This is a genomic window from Acinetobacter sp. YH12135 (assembly GCF_013418565.1).
GTDB lineage: Bacteria > Pseudomonadota > Gammaproteobacteria > Pseudomonadales > Moraxellaceae > Acinetobacter > Acinetobacter towneri.
This window is the reverse complement of sequence record NZ_VPBU01000002.1, coordinates 164,602-182,851: the sequence shown is the minus strand read 5'-3', so window position 1 is coordinate 182,851 and position 18,250 is coordinate 164,602. Positions and strand designations below refer to the sequence as shown.

Genomic DNA, 18,250 nt, shown 5'->3' with positions numbered 1-18,250 from the left:
AAATATTTTTAAATAATGTTCAAATTTGCTTTGAATATGAGTTCTGAACTTAGCCTTCAAGTACCGCTAAAATATCAGACTCTTTCATAATTAGAAGTTCTTCACCGTCTACTTTAACTGTGGTGCCTGCATAAGTACCAAACAAGACTTTGTCGCCCACTTTTACGTCTAAAGCGCGTACGCCATTGTCTGTAATTTGACCATTACCTACTGCAATCACTTCACCTTGGGCTGGTTTTTCTGCAGCAGAACCTGGAAGCAAGATACCGCCAGCTGTTTTTGTTTCTTCTTCAACACGACGAATAACTACGCGGTCATGTAATGGACGAATGTTGCTCATAAATAACTCCATTAGACTAAGTCAATGTATAGATTCCTGATGACGACTTAATTATTCCTTTGGTCATCATCAAAATAAATTTTAGATGACACAGTTGTGGGGATGGAAAAAAACGCTTCAAGGGGAAAAGCTAAAAATTTTTCAATTTTTGTTGTTTTTTTAGACAAGTTGGCTAGATCGGTGATTTATTCTGCATTTTGTTGCCACAACACAAATTGCTTTTTTTCAGCATCAAAAATGTAATGCTGCACATCACCATTGTTACACAATACATTTAAGCTATTCGGCATACCTTGATGCAAACGATATGAAATTGCAGTACCCGCATGAATATCCAGCACAGGATGCGCTGCGCCTAAGGCATAAATTTGATTTAAGTCATATACTGCGGGTTGATGTAAATGCCCATGCAGCAAGGCATATAAACCATTTTTACTCCACTGCTCTAAGGCAATTCGCCCCAACACTGGGCAATCTTTAATGCTGTGGCGATCATCTGGTGGTGTATAAAATGGTTGATGCGCCACCAAAATTTTAAACTTATTACTTGGCGCAACTTGTAGCAAAGCTTCAACTTCCTGAATTTGACTTAAAGAAATATGCCCACGAGTATGAAAACGGCGTCGAATACTATTTACGCCTATCAGATAAAAATGTTGCGTTTCCAACACACTTTCCATGCGCCCAAAAAACAACTGATAACGGGCGAATGGACTCAAAAACCTTTTCCAGAGATGATACAGCGGAATATCGTGATTACCTGGTACTACCAAATACGGCACATCTAAACTGTCTAAAAAATGCTTACAAGCATAAAACTGTGCATAGCGTGCACGTTGGGTTAAATCACCACTGACCACAACCGCTTCCGGTCGCATACTTGCACACAGTTGTTGTACTGCCTGCATACAAGCCACATTTTCAGTGCCAAAGTGCAAATCAGACAGATGCAGCAGCATGCGGCACCTTAATCTTCAATGCATTTTTCAATACAGAAATACGCAGTGGTGGGCGCATTTTGACAATTTCTCCATCAAGCGCCACGGTCAGTTGTTGGCGTTTACTATGAATGACCACCTGCTCTGCTGCAAAACTGTACATATCATTGGCTTGCTCAGCCTTCCCCTGAATTAATTGCCACAGAATTTTAAATAAAGTCAATTTATCGGACTTTGCCACTGCAACACCTGCGACTTTGCCTGCTGCAGCAGCTTTGGCAATACGTAAATTCATTTCAGACAGTTGTAATTGATTATTCCCAAAGAAAATGAGCGGCGTTTTCAGCGGATAGCGCTTTGTATCGACCTCTATTTCTAATTTTAATTCTTTACGGTCACTCAGCAGTACATCTAAAGCCGAGGTATAGGCATGTAAAGGAAAGCGTCCTAAATAACGGTTATAACGCTCACGTTTTTGAATAAATAAAGGGTATAAACCCAAACTGGCATTATTTAAATAGATGTGTTGATTGATTTGTGCCACATGCACAGCACGCGTACTGCCAGTTGCGATGACATGCGCTGCTTCAATTAAATCTAGCGGAATATTCAGTAAGCGCGCCACATAATTAAACGTGCCCAAAGGCAAAATACCCATGGGGATAGATGTCCCTTTTAACTTTGCAGCAACCGCATTTAAAGTACCATCTCCACCCGCTGCAACCACAACACCGCTTAACTGCGCTGCTTGATGCCGTGCTAACACCTGTTGCATCAGTTGATCAAAATTGGCGATTTCACCCATTTCAAACAATTGGATTTCAAAACCATGCTGTGACAAAACATGCAACAGTTCTTCATAGACACCTTCTTGCTGTGTGGCATGAAATCCTGATTTTTGATTATAAATAAGAGATAAAGGCTGTAATGTTGTCGACATTTTCTTCAATCATTTTAAAGCTTTTGCTCTAATTTCAACCAATTGATGCAGAATGAAAAGCAGCTTTATGTAAAAATCGAATGACGACCATTCATTAAATCAATAATCATTCTTTATAAAATTTAAGATATAAGTACATGTTTTAATTAAAAATAATTAAAATAAATAATGCCCATAATTTTTTTAAATAATGATAAATGGAACACAAAAAAGTTGTAAGCCCATGTTTCATATATGTTATTCATTATTTATATGGGTATTTTTCACATAAAGCTAAATCAAGCCTATGTCTTATTTTTTTTATGTTTTTGTGCTTTAATACAGCCACTTTTTTTTCATATTTCATCTGAACCATGTACCCCATCGTTCAGATTGTACTTTGTACACGACTTGTACACATTTAAGATAGGCCTCACCATGACCCAAGTGAACGCACCAGAATTCGTTCGTCACCCTAAGCTTATTGCATGGGTTGAAGAAATTGCAAAGTTAACGAAACCAGCAAAAATTGAATGGTGTGACGGTAGCGCAGAAGAATATCAACGTCTAATCGACTTGATGATCGCTAACGGCACCATGCAAGCATTAAACCAAGAAAAACACCCTGGTTCGTACCTTGCAAATTCTGATCCTTCTGACGTTGCTCGTGTTGAAGACCGTACTTACATCTGCTCTGAAAACAAAGAAGATGCTGGTGCGACAAACAACTGGGAAGCGCCAGCTGAAATGCGCGCTAAATTAAACGGTTTATTCGACGGCTCAATGGCTGGTCGTACCATGTATGTGGTTCCATTCTCTATGGGCCCATTAGGTAGCCACATTGCGCACATCGGTATTGAATTAACTGACTCTCCTTATGTTGCTGTCAGCATGTCTAAAATGGCTCGTATGGGTAAAGCTGTTTATGACGTATTGGGCACAGATGGCGAATTTGTTCCTTGCGTACACACTGTGGGCGCACCATTGGCTGAAGGCGAGAAAGACGTTGCTTGGCCATGTAACAAAGAAAAATACATCGTACATTATCCAGAAACTCGTGAAATCTGGTCGTATGGTTCTGGTTACGGCGGTAACGCATTATTGGGTAAAAAATGCTTAGCGCTTCGTATTGCTTCTGCAATGGGTCGTGAACAAGGCTGGTTAGCAGAACACATGCTAATTTTAGGCGTGACCAACCCACAAGGCGAAAAACACTACATCGCAGCAGCATTCCCTTCTGCATGTGGTAAAACCAACTTTGCGATGTTAATTCCACCTGCAGGTTATGAAGGCTGGAAAATTGAAACTGTAGGTGACGATATTGCTTGGATCAAACCAGGTGAAGATGGTCGCTTATATGCAATTAACCCTGAAGCTGGTTTCTTCGGTGTTGCTCCTGGTACAAACACCAAGACTAACCCGAACTGTATGGCAACTCTGCACAAAGACGTGATTTATACCAACGTTGCTGTGACTGACAACGGCGAAGTATGGTGGGAAGGTCTATCTAAAGAAGTTCCTGCAAACTTAACCAACTGGAAAGGTCAACCACATACTGGCGCAGAAAAAGCAGCTCATCCAAATGCGCGCTTCACTGTTGCAGCGGGTCAATGTCCTTCTATTGATGCTGACTGGGAAAATCCAGCAGGTGTTCCAATTTCAGCGTTCATCTTCGGTGGTCGTCGTGCAGACACAGTGCCTCTAATTTCAGAAGCATTTGACTGGGTAGATGGCGTATATAAAGCTGCAACTATGGGTTCTGAAACTACTGCAGCAGCCGTTGGTCAACAAGGTATTGTACGCCGCGACCCATTTGCAATGCTTCCATTTGCTGGTTACAACATGGCAGACTACTTCTCTCACTGGTTAGAAATGGGTGAGAAAGTTGGCGAAAAAGCAAAAGCTGCAGGCAACAAATTACCAGGTATCTACAACGTAAACTGGTTCCGTCGTGATGCAGAAGGCAACTTCGTATGGCCTGGTTTTGGTCAAAACATGCGTGTACTTGAGTGGATCATTGATCGTTGCGAAGGTCGTGCAGAAGCTGTTGAAACTCCAATTGGTTTTGTTCCAACGTATGAGCAATTGAACTGGACTGGTTTAGATTTCTCTAAAGAGCAATTTGAAACTGTAACAGCGCAAGACAAAGAACAATGGATCAAAGAGTTAGAAAGCCACACTGAATTATTCAACAAACTTGGTGAGCGCCTACCTGCTGCATTGAAAGCACGTCAAGCTGCTTTACTTGAAGCGGTTAAATCTGCGTAATTCAACGCTGATTGCTAAGAAAAGGTCACTTCGGTGACCTTTTTTATTGCCCTAATATTTTAGTTGCTAAAAACATCAACATTCCAGCTTCAACATCCCCCGCTGATGTGTAAATACTAAATAATACGAAGATTCAAGGTAAAAACATGACATCATCAAAACACACTTATCACCCCCAATATAGACAGCCTACCACATCACCAACAAAGCCATGCTTTGTCCACTCAGCTATGGCATACTTAAAACAAGAATGAAATGACATCAAAACATGAGACATGATCATGAATAAAACCATGAAGAATACAATGATTATTTTGGCTATGACGGGACTTGGGTTAGGTTTATCCGCTTGTCAAAGTTTGCCTGAGCAAAACGAGAATAGTTTTATTGGCTATAAAGTCGAAAGCAAAACTGATCGCAACGCAGTATTAGCCTACACTCTTGCAGGACGTCAAAACCAACAGCGCGATGAAAGTAAATTACAGCGTGCCTGCCAAAAAGAACTTGGTGCGCATAAAACTTATCAATTGCGGATTTTAAGTATTAATGAAGTGGTGAATCCTGCAGCCAACCAACAAGACCCGTATGGTCGCCAACTTGGGCAAAGCCGCACCTCTATTGGCTTATCGAACACACCTGAGCTACATAGCAGTGAAAACTATGCTACACGTCAGGCCTTAGATGCTCGCCCAAGCACACTGCGCATTGTGCGTTATAGCTGCAATTAATTCGCGCCACAAAACTAGCTTCCTATAAGACGTGATGAGTTATCGCGTCTTATAAAAACTCACATTACGGAACTCTTTGGCTTCATCCAAATCTGGCCATGTGGTCGCGCTGCGTTCATCTATTTTTATATATTGTGGATGACTAAAGTTTTTCACTCGGCTGTCTGCCACCCAAACTTCTGGGGCGAACTTTAAGAACTCATCTAAAAAAAAGCGATTGCATTGATCATAAAGTACATCGGCAGCCAACAATACATCCACTTGTTCTGCTTTGTATAGATCATCTAAATATTCAAGCACCACATCATTCAATTCAGCATTGGCTCGACAGGCTGCAAGGCTAATGGGGTCAATATCACAACAAATTACCCGTTTGGCACCTGCCATTTTTGCAGCAATCGCCACCACGCCCGAACCTGCACCAAAGTCTAAAACGACTTTATTTTTTACTTGCTGCGGTTCTGCCAATAACCATTGCGCCATTGCAAGTCCTGAAGCCCAACAGAAAATCCAGTACGGCGTATCATTCCAAATACGACGAATCACTTCATCATCTAGCTTGTCGGTAGGAAATACTGGTGGAATAAGCCAAAGTGAAATAGGCGTTTCAGGCAATTGCTGTGCCAGTAATTCACAATTTGGAATTACATCATGTAAAGCATCTAAAAGATGTTCAGGGGCTTTAGGAAATTGAAAGGTACAGCTCATTGGATTTTTATTCGTTCTAATTTAAAAAGTTCCCTCTGCTTTTTTAAAGGAGAGGGAGCATTCATTATTTTTACAATGAATTCCCCACTCTTTTTTAGGAGAGTTAGGGAGAGAATTTTTAAGCCCTCATCCCAGCCTTCTCCCTGAGCCGTATACGGCGCAAGAGAAGGAGCATCCATTATTCTCACAATGAATTTCCCCTCTCCTGAGCAAAATTTAAAGCACTGCTTTTAAATTGAAGCGCAAGAGAGGGTTAGGGAGAGGTCTTCATCAACCTAACGCTTTCTCAGCCGCTTCAACCGTTTGACGAATCAAAGTTGTAATCGTCATTGGGCCAACGCCACCTGGTACAGGCGTATATGCAGAAGCAATCTCTTCAATGCCTTGCAATTGGATATCTCCAACACCACCGCCATCACGTGGATGGAAGCCTGCATCAACAACCACAGCGCCTGGTTTGATCCAGTCTTTTTGAATCAATTCAGCTTTACCAACCGCACCAACAATAATGTCCGCTTGTTTCACAAAACTTGCAAGATCTTGGGTACGTGAATGGCAAATGGTTACTGTTGCATTGGCTTCAAGAAGCATCGCAGCCATTGGTTTACCTAAAATTGCCGAACGCCCCACAACAACGGCATGTTTGCCTGCAATTTCAATGTTTTTTTCTTTAAGAATGGTCATAATGCCTGCAGGTGTTGCAGAACCATATGCAGCTTCGCCCATTGCCATACGACCATAACCTAAACAGGTCACACCATCTACGTCTTTTGCAAGTGAAATCGCATCAAAACAAGCACGCTCATCAATTTGCGCAGGAACTGGGTGTTGCAACAAAATACCATGCACATCAGGATTGGCATTCAATTTTTCAATTTCTGCCAATAATTGTTCTGTGGTGGTTTCTGTTGGCAATTCTACTTTTAAAGAATCCATGCCCACACGACGGCAAGCATTGCCCTTCATGCGTACATAAGTTGCAGATGCACCGTCATCACCGACCAAAATAGTCGCTAGAATTGGGGTACGACCTGATTTTGCTTTTAACGCTTCTACACGTGTTAACAGATCAGCTTCAATTTGTTTTGCCAATGCACGACCGTCTAAAATTAATGCCACGGCACATCTCCAAATGTTGATATGAATCAATTTTGCAAATAATACATGATTATTTAGACTATTTTATTCTATATGTCGAATTAATGTGCATCTGCTCATTTAATAGTATTGTTTTTTTTTCAGAGCTTGCTAATATACGCATCACAAGACGCGGCGGGGTGGCAGAGTGGTCATGCAGCGGACTGCAACTCCGTGGACGCCGGTTCGATTCCGACCTCCGCCTCCAATCTTGTAAAACTATGCCCGAGTGGTGAAATCGGTAGACACAGGGGATTTAAAATCCCCCGCCCTCAAAGCGTGCCAGTTCGAGTCTGGCCTCGGGCACCATTTTAAAATAGATTAAAATGGTGCAAATAAAGAACCCAGCATTAAGCTGGTTTTTTTATGCCTAAATTTTAGGTTTTCCCCTCTTTATTCAATATTCAATGATGCCTCTATGAACCCTAAACAAGCGCTTCTTGATTTGCAGCAATTGCAACAACAATACCCTGCTGCATTTAAAAGAAATATTTTGTTTTATGGTTTTATTCAAAGCAAAGGCATGCTGGATGATTGGAAAGAAATGATTCCATGGGTCTTGGCCTGCCTGATTTTTATTCCTATTTCAATCAGTCTGGCGCACGGGATTCAAAACTTTGCACCGCAGTACGATGCCTTTCAAGCCAAGGCATTGGCGATTTTAGCCATCATGTTAGGTTTTATGCTGCTTCTACCTTATGTGTTGTATCAAATTAAACACAGTTCGGCATCGTGGTATCAACTACAGCAACATGCCACCATAAAAATAGCAGTATTGATTCTGCTACAAGCGGTAAATTTCGCCTATTTTCAGAGTGCAATTCTGCAAGGGATTTTATTCTTTTTCTGCATCAGTTTTGGTTTTGTACGTTTCTATAAAGAGAATATGTTCCGTGACCACATAAGCCTTGAACAAAAATATTGCTTAACGCAATTTCGCCGTGCTGCGTATTGGTCATATCGTCAAGCTGCTAAAATTCAATATCGGATGTATTTTTCCAATAAAAATAGCCCTCGTTTTGCCCAATTGAATCAGCAATATCAACATGCAATTCAGTTACATCAACAACTGATGCAGGTTGAACACAATTTATGTAAAAGCATTAAATACATAGATTTAGACAGTTATATTCAAGATAAACTCGATTAAAAACCTCCGCTTAATCATCAAAAAAAACCGAGCAACTTAGACTCGGTTTTCTGTAAATATCACACCAATTTTAAGCAGTTTTAGCGACATCAATGATTGGTTTTAAGTCTACACCATACTTCTGTTGATGACCACGCGTATCATCGAGTTTGTATTCACGTGCCTTAACCGTATCTATAAACTTCCAATCTGCAACCACTTGCGCACGATCAAAAGTCACCGTTAAATAACCACGTTGATTTAAGTTGCAATAATCCAGTTCATCAATCAGTTCTTGAAAGGCATATTCCAACGCTGCCATTTCGTCTGCAGGCACATTTAAGTAATACTCAATTCCGGGCGATGATACCGAGCTGGTCGCGAATTCCAACCCAACCTTATGATTTGTTTCATGTGTATGCAAGGTTGCAGCCCAAGCATTGTGAGTATCACCTGCCAACACCACTGCTTTTTTCCCAAGTTGCTGCAATGTCCCATACACAACTTCTCGCTCGTAGGCATAACCATCCCAAGCATCGAGGTTATAAGGTGCAACCGCATACAAACGTGCCTTATCTACTGCTGTCAAAGTTGGATCATTCGCTTTTAAACGCAATTTCAGCGTGACCAATTCTGTAATTTTCTGCTTCATTTGTGCAAGTGTTTCAGGTTGCTGATCACCATTGGTGATTTTCGCTAAAGGCAATAACAGTTCTTGTGGAATCAGTATTTTCGCCATCAACACTTGTTGAGCCAAAACATTCCAAGTAGCCTTAGACTGCCCCAACTGCTTTTGCAACCATTCTCGTTGAACTCCACCCATCAATGTGCGTTGATCACTAAATAAATCTGCCTGAAATTTAGCAGCATCAATACCTTCTGCCGTCATATAGTTAGCATAATCTAATTGCTTATGACGCGCCAAAATACGCGTATCCAGCATCATCAAATTCACCAAACCACCAAAATCAAACTGGCGATAAATATTCAAATGATCATTTTCTGCAACTGGACGAATTGGCATCCACTCGAAATAAGCCTGTAATGCCGCAATTTTACGTTCTATAAAGCTGCCTTCACCTTCTTGATGATTATCTGCACCCGCTTCCCAAGTATCATTACTGAGTTCATGGTCATCCCAAATGACAATAAATGGATGGCGTTGGTGAGCAGTCTGCAAATCAGCATCGGTACGATATAAAGCATAACGTTTACGATAATCATCTAACTTGATAATTTCTTTATCATTGTCTGCAGCAAAGGTACGTCCTAACTGTTTTGCATCGTCAGTCGCGTAGCCACCTTGTCCATATTCATAAATATAATCACCCAAGTGAATAATCACATCCAGATTGTTTTCCTGTGCCATTTCTTTATACACATGAAAATAACCTGCGGGATAGTTCGAGCAAGAACAGACCGCAAATTTCACTTGATCGCTGCGTTGTGGCAAGGTTTTGGTCTGTCCTATAGCAGAAACCGTATTACCAAAGCGGAAACGGTAATAATATTTAGTCCCTGCCTGTAAACGATCTGTGTCCACTTTAACAGTAAAATCTTGCGCTGCGCTGGTTTGTACTTTGCCAGTATTTACCAATTGCTTAAACGCCTCATCGCTGGCAATTTCCCAAACCACTTCAATGCATGCTGCCATGTCACTTGGCGTTACACGTGTCCATAAAATGATACGATCATGCAGCGGATCACCACTGGCGACACCATGCAAAAACTGCACCTTTAATGCATTTTCTGCTGTATTTTCATTGTCATCACCACATGCAGTTAATGCGACTGGCAATGACAACGCCCCAAAACCAGCCAAACTTTTTTGAATCAGCTCTCGGCGAGTTAAGCGAATGTTCATGAATATTCCTTTTATTTTTCTTGAGCGCTCAACATAGAAATTTATGATTTCGCTTTGATCTCAAATTCATGAAATATTGATGACAAACAGCAGAAATATACTGCAAACCGAACTTTTTTCAAGCTAATAAGTTGAATTGATTGAAAAGAAAGCAATTGTAAATAAATTTACTTGCCAAGATTTATTTCGTCCTCTATTATTGCGCACATGCCCGAGTGGTGAAATCGGTAGACACAGGGGATTTAAAATCCCCCGCCCTCAAAGCGTGCCAGTTCGAGTCTGGCCTCGGGCACCATTTTAATGAATCAAATCATTCAAATGGTGCAAATAAAGAACTCCAGCATTAAGCTGGTTTTTTTATGCCTAAAAAATATAATATTGAAAACGATAACACTTATGTGCCGATGATTTGAAATGTCTCTACAACGCTTTATCTTCTCTTTCAAATGGGTGATCTGTTTATGCTGCTTGCTCAGTTTTGCAAGCCATGCACAAAATCCCAGCCTTGAGTCAGCAACCGAATCCGTAAACCCAATTGAAACTGATGCAGAATTTTATGATGTTTTTGCAGGAACATTGCAATATAAAAATCAAGAATTACAATTACGTCGTTGCAGCTTAGGCAACAATTTATATTTATTAAATTTCCAAAATCCTGAAGAAGAAAAGCAACTCAAAACTTTGCTGCAACAAAATACAAAGTTTTGGGTCAATTTAATTGCACAGCCGAATGAACATAATGGGCTATATACGTTGAATGTTCGGGAAATTGCAGAACTACATACACAGCAAAGTTGCCATTTGGATGATGTTTTAGATGATTTATTGAATCACCCATAAATTAAAGCTGAAAGAGAGTGACCTATCACCACTCTCTCGTTGCAATCAACTCTTCCATTTCAATCTCGAAATAGCCTTGATCTTGCAGCACCATCATCATCGCCTCAGCAATATAATCTGCTGCGGTATCGTCCAAATCTGAATCCAGATCTTCAAATTGTGGTTTCATTTTATTGATGGCTTGCACGGTCTGATCAGCAAAATGATAAATATCCGTTTCAGATAAATTGGATTTAGACACGTGTTTTGCAAACTGTTGAATCAGTTGTTTTAACTCAGCAACTAAAATATCAGGATAAAATTCATCATCAAACATCGGGAGAAGTAAATCTGCAAACATACAGGCACTCAAAAATACAGAGATTCAAGCGTGCCTATATAGCATAAGCAGGGCTTTAATTCTAGCTTCGCCCCAAATCTATAAACAGCGATTAATTTGCTAACAGCATTGCTTGCCAGACTTTAATGGCATCAGACATAGCCTTAACATCATGCGCACGCACCATACAAGCACCTTGCTGAATACTGAGTAAATGTGCCGCTACAGAACCAACTGCACGCTGTGTTGGCTCTGCCCCACCCAAAGCTTCACCAATAAAGCGTTTACGAGACAATGCCGATAAAATTGGATACCCCATACCATTCAGTTGATGCAACTCATTTAACAATTTCAGATTCTGTTGTACATTTTTCGCAAAACCAAAACCTGGATCAATCATGATATTTTCAGGCTTGACCCCTACCGCCAAAGCATCAGCGACACGTTGCTGCAATTCTGCAATCACATCTGCAGTGACATCATCATATTGATCTAAATTGTTCATGGTGGTCGGTTCACCACGCATGTGCATAATAATCACGGGGATATTTAACTCAGCAGCTGTTTGCAACGCATTTGGACGGGTCAGCGCACGTACATCATTCCAGATATGCGCCCCCGCAGCTACGGCAGCACGAATCACTTCAGGCTGTGACGTATCAATCGAAAGTACCACATCATAAGCAGATAAGGCTTCTACCACAGGAACCACACGACGAATTTCTTCTTCTACACTCACAGGACTAGCTCCCGGACGTGTTGACTCTCCACCCACATCAATTACGGTGGCACCATCAGCAATCATTTCCAGGGCTTTTACTACTGCCTGATCTTTCTGATTGTGCAGCCCCCCATCGCTAAAGGAATCCGGAGTCACATTTAAAATTCCCATTACATGCGGCTGAGATAAATCTAAACGCAAACGTCCACATTGCAATACGCGCTTGGGTAATGGCATCAGCTGCATGCTGGTCTTCCTTTCAATTTGAAAAGCTTATTTTAACAAGGCTAATTTTGAAGATGTTGAATTCTTTTCAGTGCGCTTCAACATTACCAATATTCCTGTTGCAACGGCGCATAAACCACACGAATAAAAAAAGAGCCTTTATACAAAGACTCTTTTTAACATTATGTGAACTGATTAGCTCGCTGGTAATGGTGGCGGTGTGCTTGGACCATCAGTTGGTGTTACATCAATCACAGGATTGTCTGCAATATACACTTTCGGTGGCTGTGGCTCACGACCTTCCATAATGTCGCGGATTTGGTCACGATCAATGGTTTCCCATTCCAACAATGCTTTTACCATTGCGTGGGCAATATCTTGGTTATTTTCCAAAATATCGCGGGCAACTTTATATTGCTCATCAATAATACGACGAACTTCAGCATCCACTTGTTGTTGGGTTGCTTCAGAAATCGTACGGCTGCCTAAACTACCCATGAATGATTGTTGTGTATCATCTTCATAGACCATTACGCCTAACTTGTCAGACATACCGTATTTGGTCACCATCGCACGCGCCAATTTGGTTGCACGCTCAAAGTCATTCGATGCACCTGTTGACATTTGATTAATAAAGACTTCTTCTGCAATACGACCACCAAACAAGATAGACAAGTCGTTCAGCATTTTGTCTTTATAATGGCTAGTTTGGTCATGTTCAGGCAATTGCCATGTCACACCCAATGCCCAGCCACGTGGCATAATCGTTACTTTATGCACAGGGTCTGTACCCGGCAGCATTTCAGCAACAATCGCATGACCTGCTTCATGATAAGCCGTTGCACGACGTTCTTCTTCACGCAGCACCATCGACTTACGTTCAGGGCCCATATACAACTTATCTTTAGCATCTTCAAAGTCGTGCATATCCACCGTATTTTTATTACGACGGGCAGCAAACAATGCAGCTTCATTCACAAGGTTTGCCAATTGCGCACCAGAGAAGCCTGGTGTACCACGTGCCAAGACTTTGACATCTACACCTGTAACTGAAGGCAGTTTTTTCAAGTGAACATTCAGAATTTGCTCACGACCTTTAATGTCTGGCAAGCCAACCATGACTTGACGGTCAAAACGACCTGGACGCAATAAAGCTTTATCCAGTACATCGGCACGGTTTGTCGCAGCGATAACAATAATGCCTTCATTGCCTTCAAAACCATCCATTTCAACAAGCATTTGGTTAAGTGTTTGCTCACGTTCATCGTGACCACCACCTGTACCTGAACCACGGTGACGACCTACCGCATCAATCTCATCAATAAAGATGATACACGGTGCATGACGTTTAGCTTGCTCGAACATATCACGGACACGAGAAGCACCCACACCCACGAACATTTCAACGAAGTCAGAACCAGAAATGCTAAAGAATGGCACTTTGGCTTCGCCAGCAATGGCTTTGGCCAATAAGGTTTTACCTGTACCCGGTGGACCCACCATCAACACACCTTTAGGAATAGTTGCACCTAAACGCTTGAATTTAGCAGGGTCTTTTAAGAAATCTACAATTTCAACCACTTCTTGTTTTGCTTCGTCACAACCTGCAACATCGGCAAATGTGACTTTAATTTGGTCTTCAGACAACATTTTGGCTTTAGATTTACCAAAGCTCATCGGGCCGTTTTTACCACCTGCACCGCCACCCATGTTGCGCATAAAGAACATGAATAACAAAATGATTAAAAGTACAGGGAAACTTGCGATCAATAGTTGCATTAACAAACCTTGACGTTGAGGTGCAGTACCTTCAACAACAACGTTGTTTTTAATCAGATTCGGCATCAGTTCAGGGTCTTGAACTGCTGGACGAATGCTTTCAAAGGACGAGCCGTTGACTTTTTCGCCACTAATTCTTTCGCCATCAATTGTGACTTGCTTAATTTGACCAGCATTCACCGCTGTAACGAACTCTGAATAGTTCATTGCAGTTGGCTTTTCACTGTTATTGATGTTGCTGAAAATTAGAATCAGCACACCAAGTATAATCAGCCACAATACGGCATTCTTGAAGAGATCGCTCAAAGCTTTATTCCCATATCAATCTAATTTGATCATGCCCGTTACTGGGTGACCTTTCATTCAAAAAGCTGAAGATCAGCTAGACAATTCATTAAAAACGTACAAAATGCACAATTTTTAACGGCTTGGCAAGTAAACTTTATTTAGACGCTTTTTTACGTCCTTGTCCAATAAGGAATACTTCTTTGGAACGCGCGCGTGAAGCAGCGGGTTTTGCTGTCTTTAACACATCAAAACTGTCCACGACCTGTTTACGAAATTCGTCAAATCCCGAACCTTGGAACACTTTGACCACAAACTGACCATTAGGTCCCAATACGCGATTGGCAAAATCGAGAGCCAACTCACATAAGTAAATTTGACGCGGTTGATCTACAGCTTTATTACCTGATGTATTGGGGGCCATATCGGAAATTACAACGTCTACCGTGCGTCCGTTTAAAATATTTAACAATTTTTCGAAAACTTCTTCTTCGCGGAAGTCACCTTGTAAAAAGGTCACATCTGGTAGTGCATCCATTTCCAAAATATCGGAAGCGATCACCAAACCTTTGTCGCCGACAAGTTTCCCTGCGATTTGCGACCAACTACCCGGTGCTGCACCTAAGTCCACCACCGTCATGCCCGGTTTGATCAGTTTATATTTTTCTTGAATCTCAAGTAGTTTGTATGCAGCACGTGCACGATACCCTTCTTTTTGCGCTCTTTTCACAAAGGGATCATCTAGGTGCTCTCTCATCCACGCACGACTACTTTTGGATAACTTTTGGTTGGTAATGCGTGTTGCCATAACTCTCTTAGTAACGAATAGCCATCTAAATTGCGATTGTACGTGAAAATTAGCAAGCTTGCAGTAGACATCTGTATCTAAATGCCAATAACTAACAAGTTTTTTCTATTAAATCCATCGCTTATTTCTGTACTGTGGCATAAAAAACCTCTCTCATCACTAATGGATAAACCTAAGCAAATGTTCAATTTTGATATTTTTGTACTGCTGCAAGATCGCGGATTATTTGCATAGAATTTACAGCGTTTCAAATTGGCTTTTGTTATACTAAGCCGTTTTTAAAATTAGGTTATCTTTATGGCGGCTCTCTCTATTCAGGAACGCAAGCGTTTACGTCAAATTGGTCATGCACTTAACCCTGTAGTGATGGTTGGCGGTCAAGGTTTGACTGAAAATGTAATTGAAGAAACCAACCGTGCTTTAAACGATCACGAATTGATTAAAGTTAAAATTGGTGGTGAAGACCGTGAAGTACGTGCAGCTGTAATTACTGAAATTGCTGCAGCAACAGGTTCTGAAGTGGTACAAACAATTGGTAAAATTGCTTTACTTTATAAAAAAGCAGCAAAACAAAATGCCAAGTTGTCAAATTTAGTTCGTCACGCTCATTTGTCTAACTAAGCTTATATGGCAAGTTACGAACTCAGCGCCTTTGATCGTCAGTTTCAAGCGATTTCTTTGGTCGGTGCAATTGAACAACAAAGTCCGTTTAGCTTAAATGTAGGTTATTGGCTGCGTGATCCGAATCAGTGGGTCGAATGGCCTGCATTGGTAGCTTCACATCCACGTCAGGACTTTTTGTGGAAACAGACCTGCTTTGAAATTTTCATTGGCGTTCAGGGCGAAGATTTTTATCGTGAAATCAATCTCTCCTCTTCTCAAGCTTGGCAAGCCTATGCCTTTGAAGAATATCGTTATCCTGAGCAAATGCCACCTGTGGCCGCTTATGATATTGAGTTGAATCAGCTAAAACGTACGCATTACGGTTTAAATGTCAGTTTGGATTTAACCGAATTTATGCTGAAACATAAACTGAAATGGACAGATTTGTTTATTGGGCTGACGGCTGTGCTCAAAACCAGTCAAGGCGAGCAATTTTATGCCATGCAACACAGCAGCCCTGCCGCCGATTTTCACAATAAGCGCGATTGGCTACATCAGTTCTAACTGTGATTAATAGTAGTTTAGATTGAAACAACTAGTTTTTGGTTTGAGCAAGAAATTTAAATAAAAAGTGAGGCGCATGACCTCACTTTTTTTTATGGCTGAATCAGCAACAGATTAAACTGGATTATGCTTGATCAGTTTCATCATTAGTTTCAGTTTTTGATGGATTTACTTTTTTCCACGCTTCTAGTGTGTGCTCTTTAGAACGCTTAAAAGTTTCAGCCAATTGATCTTTGTGTTTTACTGAAATGCTGCTGACATCTTCTTTCAACTCTTTACCAAGTTTAGAAAGATCTTCAATAATTGCGCTAAATTCAGTTTTTACAAAGTCTTTTAATTCGCCTAAATCTTTAGGTGAACTACCAAATTGTGCTTTTAAAGCTTCAATTTTTTGCAACACATCTTGCTTTAACTGACCCAATTGCTCTTGCACGCTGGCATTGAGTTGTTTTGCTTCGGCTTGAAGTTTTTCTTGCGTTTCCGCAACTACATCAAGCACCTGCTCTTTGGCATCATGCGTTACTTTTTCAAGCCTTTCAGCGCCTTCACTTACTGCTTTGATTGCACTGTTTTGTGGTTCAGTGGCTGATTTATCTTGTTCAGTCATTCGCTTTTACCCAAGGTCGTTGTTGTCTATAAATTAAGCATAAGGCAATTTAGACTCAAATGGGTTTTGGATTGTCTAACAATCGTAGATTGCTTACATTTGGACTACACGCTAAAACATAAACCTAGCAAAAAAAGCAAGTCTTTTATCTTACATATTCGTTAGATTCACAATGGACTTTTGGCGAGTTCATGCGTATAATGCAATGTTAAGTTCAAGCGAGCAGACATAGGAGGGTAGGTTTAAATATTGACCTTCCTTTTTTTTCGTCTACTCGCTTTTTTACAGCCCTATTTTTGTGGTTTTAGTTCAGGAGCTTTGGTTTGAGCACCCCCGCCATTTTAGCCCTCGCCGACGGTACAATCTTTAAAGGTACGTCTATCGGTGCAACGGGAAGCACGACTGGTGAAGTCGTTTTTAACACTGCCATGACTGGCTATCAAGAAATTTTGACCGACCCGAGTTATGCACAACAACTTGTGACTTTAACTTACCCACATATTGGGAACACTGGTTGCAATGATGAAGATGTTGAGTCAGGTCGAATTCATAAAGTATGGGCAAACGGTTTAATTATCCGTGATTTGCCTTTATTACACAGTAACTTCCGTTCTACTCAATCTTTAGGCGAATACTTACAACAACACAATGTTGTTGCAATTGCCGATATTGATACCCGTAAATTGACCCGTATTTTACGTTCCAAAGGTGCGCAAAACGGTTGTATTCTTGCTGGTGAAAATATCACTGAAGAAGAAGCAATTGCAAAAGCACGTGCATTTGGCGGCTTAAACGGCTTAGATCTTGCAAAAGTATGCTGCGACCCTGAAGGTTTTGAATGGACTGAAGGTTCATGGGAACTTGGCAAAGGCTTTACTCAACCTGAACTTAAATATCATGTGGTTGCATACGATTACGGTGTCAAAACCAACATCCTGCGTATGCTCGCAGACCGCGGTTGCAAATTAACCGTTGTTCCTGCACAAACCCCTGCTGAAAAAGTCCTTGCGTTAAACCCAGATGGCATTTTCTTGTCAAATGGCCCTGGCGATCCTGCTGCATGTGACTACGCAATTGAAGCTGTAAAAACAATTGTAGAAACCACGAATACTCCTGTATTTGGTATCTGTTTAGGTCACCAAATTCTTGCACTTGCATCAGGTGCAAAAACAATGAAAATGCCGCACGGTCACCACGGCGCAAACCATCCTGTACAGAACTTAGAAACTGGTACAGTGATGATTACTTCTCAGAACCACGGCTTCGCGGTAGATGAAAGCACCTTACCAAGCAATGTATGTTCAACGCATCGTTCATTGTTCGATGGCACAAACCAAGGTATTCATCGTACAGACAAGCCTGCATTTAGCTTCCAAGGTCACCCAGAAGCAAGTTCAGGTCCACATGACTGCGCACTCTTGTTCGATCATTTCATCGAACTTATTGAAGCCGCTAAGAAGTAATTAAG

At 41.2% G+C, this 18,250-nt stretch carries 19 protein-coding genes and 3 tRNA genes; 10 read left to right on the top strand and 12 right to left on the bottom strand.

Annotated features, from left to right (window positions below):
- Positions 1 to 49 precede the first annotated feature (49 nt).
- The 3 genes from groES to FTU70_RS02605 form a co-directional block, all read right to left on the bottom strand.
- The gene (gene groES / locus FTU70_RS02615) at positions 50 to 340 is read right to left on the bottom strand and encodes a co-chaperone GroES (protein WP_004972131.1); all 291 of its coding nucleotides are present in this window, start codon (positions 338 to 340) and stop codon (positions 50 to 52) included.
- 185 nt (positions 341 to 525) lie between these two features.
- Positions 526 to 1,299 carry a metallophosphoesterase gene (locus FTU70_RS02610; RefSeq protein ID WP_180043629.1) on the bottom strand — a complete coding sequence of 258 codons (774 nt, stop codon included), beginning with the start codon at positions 1,297 to 1,299 and terminating at the stop codon, positions 526 to 528.
- The gene (locus FTU70_RS02605) at positions 1,280 to 2,218 is read right to left on the bottom strand and encodes a diacylglycerol kinase family protein (RefSeq protein WP_180059963.1); all 939 of its coding nucleotides are present in this window, start codon (positions 2,216 to 2,218) and stop codon (positions 1,280 to 1,282) included. The genes FTU70_RS02610 and FTU70_RS02605 overlap by 20 nt, the downstream gene beginning before the upstream one ends.
- Before the next feature lie 417 nt (positions 2,219 to 2,635).
- On the opposite strand from FTU70_RS02605, the gene FTU70_RS02600 reads away from it, so the two are divergent.
- Both FTU70_RS02600 and FTU70_RS02595 read left to right on the top strand, forming a co-directional pair.
- Positions 2,636 to 4,465, top strand: coding sequence for a phosphoenolpyruvate carboxykinase (GTP) (locus FTU70_RS02600; protein WP_004972137.1), 1,830 nt, complete (start codon positions 2,636 to 2,638; stop codon positions 4,463 to 4,465).
- A gap of 293 nt (positions 4,466 to 4,758) precedes the next feature.
- On the top strand, positions 4,759 to 5,193 hold the full coding sequence (locus FTU70_RS02595) for a hypothetical protein (RefSeq protein WP_131260784.1): 435 nt from the start codon (positions 4,759 to 4,761) through the stop codon (positions 5,191 to 5,193).
- Positions 5,194 to 5,232: 39 nt separating this feature from the next.
- Here the strand turns inward: FTU70_RS02595 and FTU70_RS02590 are convergent, their stop codons facing one another.
- The 3 genes from FTU70_RS02590 to folD all read right to left on the bottom strand — a co-directional run bounded on the left by FTU70_RS02590 (position 5,233) and on the right by folD (position 7,020).
- Entirely contained in the window at positions 5,233 to 5,901 is a 669-nt protein-coding gene (locus tag FTU70_RS02590; RefSeq protein WP_004972140.1) for a methyltransferase, read from the bottom strand.
- Complete coding sequence (locus FTU70_RS02585) at positions 5,898 to 6,080, bottom strand: hypothetical protein (RefSeq protein WP_096900994.1); 183 nt, start codon at positions 6,078 to 6,080, stop codon at positions 5,898 to 5,900. Before FTU70_RS02585 ends, FTU70_RS02590 begins: the two co-directional genes overlap by 4 nt.
- A 91-nt stretch (positions 6,081 to 6,171) precedes the next feature.
- Positions 6,172 to 7,020 carry a bifunctional methylenetetrahydrofolate dehydrogenase/methenyltetrahydrofolate cyclohydrolase FolD gene (gene folD / locus FTU70_RS02580; RefSeq protein WP_004972142.1) on the bottom strand — a complete coding sequence of 283 codons (849 nt, stop codon included), beginning with the start codon at positions 7,018 to 7,020 and terminating at the stop codon, positions 6,172 to 6,174.
- Between the two features lie 152 nt (positions 7,021 to 7,172).
- Here folD and FTU70_RS02575 point away from each other — a divergent pair.
- The 3 genes from FTU70_RS02575 to FTU70_RS02565 all read left to right on the top strand — a co-directional run bounded on the left by FTU70_RS02575 (position 7,173) and on the right by FTU70_RS02565 (position 8,188).
- A tRNA-Cys gene (locus FTU70_RS02575) sits at positions 7,173 to 7,246 on the top strand.
- Between the two features lie 15 nt (positions 7,247 to 7,261).
- Positions 7,262 to 7,347 (top strand) — tRNA-Leu (locus FTU70_RS02570).
- 109 nt (positions 7,348 to 7,456) lie between these two features.
- A complete protein-coding gene (locus tag FTU70_RS02565) occupies positions 7,457 to 8,188 on the top strand; it encodes a hypothetical protein (RefSeq protein ID WP_096900995.1) in 732 nt (243 codons plus the stop codon).
- 70 nt (positions 8,189 to 8,258) lie between these two features.
- Here FTU70_RS02565 and FTU70_RS02560 read toward each other — a convergent pair whose 3' ends face one another.
- Entirely contained in the window at positions 8,259 to 10,031 is a 1,773-nt protein-coding gene (locus tag FTU70_RS02560; protein WP_180059961.1) for an alkaline phosphatase, read from the bottom strand.
- A 209-nt stretch (positions 10,032 to 10,240) separates the two neighbouring features.
- Between FTU70_RS02560 and FTU70_RS02555 the strand changes: the two genes are divergently transcribed.
- Positions 10,241 to 10,326, top strand: a tRNA-Leu gene (locus tag FTU70_RS02555).
- Positions 10,327 to 10,445: 119 nt separating this feature from the next.
- Positions 10,446 to 10,871, top strand: a complete 426-nt coding sequence (locus tag FTU70_RS02550; RefSeq protein WP_167845853.1) for a hypothetical protein — start codon at positions 10,446 to 10,448, stop codon at positions 10,869 to 10,871.
- A gap of 25 nt (positions 10,872 to 10,896) precedes the next feature.
- Here FTU70_RS02550 and FTU70_RS02545 read toward each other — a convergent pair whose 3' ends face one another.
- The 4 genes from FTU70_RS02545 to rlmE all read right to left on the bottom strand — a co-directional run bounded on the left by FTU70_RS02545 (position 10,897) and on the right by rlmE (position 15,008).
- Entirely contained in the window at positions 10,897 to 11,211 is a 315-nt protein-coding gene (locus FTU70_RS02545; RefSeq protein ID WP_131260668.1) for a DUF5713 family protein, read from the bottom strand.
- A gap of 91 nt (positions 11,212 to 11,302) precedes the next feature.
- Positions 11,303 to 12,157, bottom strand: coding sequence for a dihydropteroate synthase (gene folP, locus FTU70_RS02540; RefSeq protein ID WP_218946801.1), 855 nt, complete (start codon positions 12,155 to 12,157; stop codon positions 11,303 to 11,305).
- 174 nt (positions 12,158 to 12,331) lie between these two features.
- On the bottom strand, positions 12,332 to 14,221 hold the full coding sequence (ftsH, locus tag FTU70_RS02535; RefSeq protein WP_004972155.1) for an ATP-dependent zinc metalloprotease FtsH: 1,890 nt from the start codon (positions 14,219 to 14,221) through the stop codon (positions 12,332 to 12,334).
- Between the two features lie 136 nt (positions 14,222 to 14,357).
- Positions 14,358 to 15,008: a 23S rRNA (uridine(2552)-2'-O)-methyltransferase RlmE gene (rlmE, locus tag FTU70_RS02530; protein WP_004972157.1), complete on the bottom strand. Its 651-nt coding sequence runs from the start codon at positions 15,006 to 15,008 to the stop codon at positions 14,358 to 14,360.
- Between the two features lie 297 nt (positions 15,009 to 15,305).
- Between rlmE and yhbY the strand changes: the two genes are divergently transcribed.
- Positions 15,306 to 15,629 carry a ribosome assembly RNA-binding protein YhbY gene (gene yhbY / locus FTU70_RS02525; protein ID WP_004972158.1) on the top strand — a complete coding sequence of 108 codons (324 nt, stop codon included), beginning with the start codon at positions 15,306 to 15,308 and terminating at the stop codon, positions 15,627 to 15,629.
- Positions 15,630 to 15,635: 6 nt separating this feature from the next.
- On the top strand, positions 15,636 to 16,175 hold the full coding sequence (locus tag FTU70_RS02520) for a DOMON-like domain-containing protein (protein ID WP_180059959.1): 540 nt from the start codon (positions 15,636 to 15,638) through the stop codon (positions 16,173 to 16,175).
- Between the two features lie 124 nt (positions 16,176 to 16,299).
- Here the strand turns inward: FTU70_RS02520 and FTU70_RS02515 are convergent, their stop codons facing one another.
- Positions 16,300 to 16,782: a hypothetical protein gene (locus FTU70_RS02515; RefSeq protein ID WP_167845852.1), complete on the bottom strand. Its 483-nt coding sequence runs from the start codon at positions 16,780 to 16,782 to the stop codon at positions 16,300 to 16,302.
- 323 nt (positions 16,783 to 17,105) lie between these two features.
- Here FTU70_RS02515 and carA point away from each other — a divergent pair, with 323 nt between their 5' ends.
- Positions 17,106 to 18,245 carry a glutamine-hydrolyzing carbamoyl-phosphate synthase small subunit gene (gene carA / locus FTU70_RS02510; protein WP_154320968.1) on the top strand — a complete coding sequence of 380 codons (1,140 nt, stop codon included), beginning with the start codon at positions 17,106 to 17,108 and terminating at the stop codon, positions 18,243 to 18,245.
- The last annotated feature ends 5 nt before the right edge of the window (positions 18,246 to 18,250 follow it).

Bases quoted from the DNA above. Each gene is read 5' to 3' on its own strand.
- groES (WP_004972131.1), bottom strand. From the start codon at position 340: ATGAGCAACATTCGTCCATTACATGACCGCGTAGTTATTCGTCGTGTT.
- FTU70_RS02610 (WP_180043629.1), bottom strand. From the start codon at position 1,299: ATGCTGCTGCATCTGTCTGATTTGCACTTTGGCACTGAAAATGTGGCT.
- FTU70_RS02605 (WP_180059963.1), bottom strand. From the start codon at position 2,218: ATGTCGACAACATTACAGCCTTTATCTCTTATTTATAATCAAAAATCA.
- FTU70_RS02600 (WP_004972137.1), top strand. From the start codon at position 2,636: ATGACCCAAGTGAACGCACCAGAATTCGTTCGTCACCCTAAGCTTATT.
- FTU70_RS02595 (WP_131260784.1), top strand. From the start codon at position 4,759: ATGAAGAATACAATGATTATTTTGGCTATGACGGGACTTGGGTTAGGT.
- FTU70_RS02590 (WP_004972140.1), bottom strand. From the start codon at position 5,901: ATGAGCTGTACCTTTCAATTTCCTAAAGCCCCTGAACATCTTTTAGAT.
- FTU70_RS02585 (WP_096900994.1), bottom strand. From the start codon at position 6,080: ATGGATGCTCCTTCTCTTGCGCCGTATACGGCTCAGGGAGAAGGCTGG.
- FTU70_RS02565 (WP_096900995.1), top strand. From the start codon at position 7,457: ATGAACCCTAAACAAGCGCTTCTTGATTTGCAGCAATTGCAACAACAA.
- FTU70_RS02560 (WP_180059961.1), bottom strand. From the start codon at position 10,031: ATGAACATTCGCTTAACTCGCCGAGAGCTGATTCAAAAAAGTTTGGCT.
- FTU70_RS02550 (WP_167845853.1), top strand. From the start codon at position 10,446: ATGTCTCTACAACGCTTTATCTTCTCTTTCAAATGGGTGATCTGTTTA.
- FTU70_RS02545 (WP_131260668.1), bottom strand. From the start codon at position 11,211: ATGTTTGCAGATTTACTTCTCCCGATGTTTGATGATGAATTTTATCCT.
- folP (WP_218946801.1), bottom strand. From the start codon at position 12,157: ATGCAGCTGATGCCATTACCCAAGCGCGTATTGCAATGTGGACGTTTG.
- rlmE (WP_004972157.1), bottom strand. From the start codon at position 15,008: ATGGCAACACGCATTACCAACCAAAAGTTATCCAAAAGTAGTCGTGCG.
- yhbY (WP_004972158.1), top strand. From the start codon at position 15,306: ATGGCGGCTCTCTCTATTCAGGAACGCAAGCGTTTACGTCAAATTGGT.
- FTU70_RS02520 (WP_180059959.1), top strand. From the start codon at position 15,636: ATGGCAAGTTACGAACTCAGCGCCTTTGATCGTCAGTTTCAAGCGATT.
- FTU70_RS02515 (WP_167845852.1), bottom strand. From the start codon at position 16,782: ATGACTGAACAAGATAAATCAGCCACTGAACCACAAAACAGTGCAATC.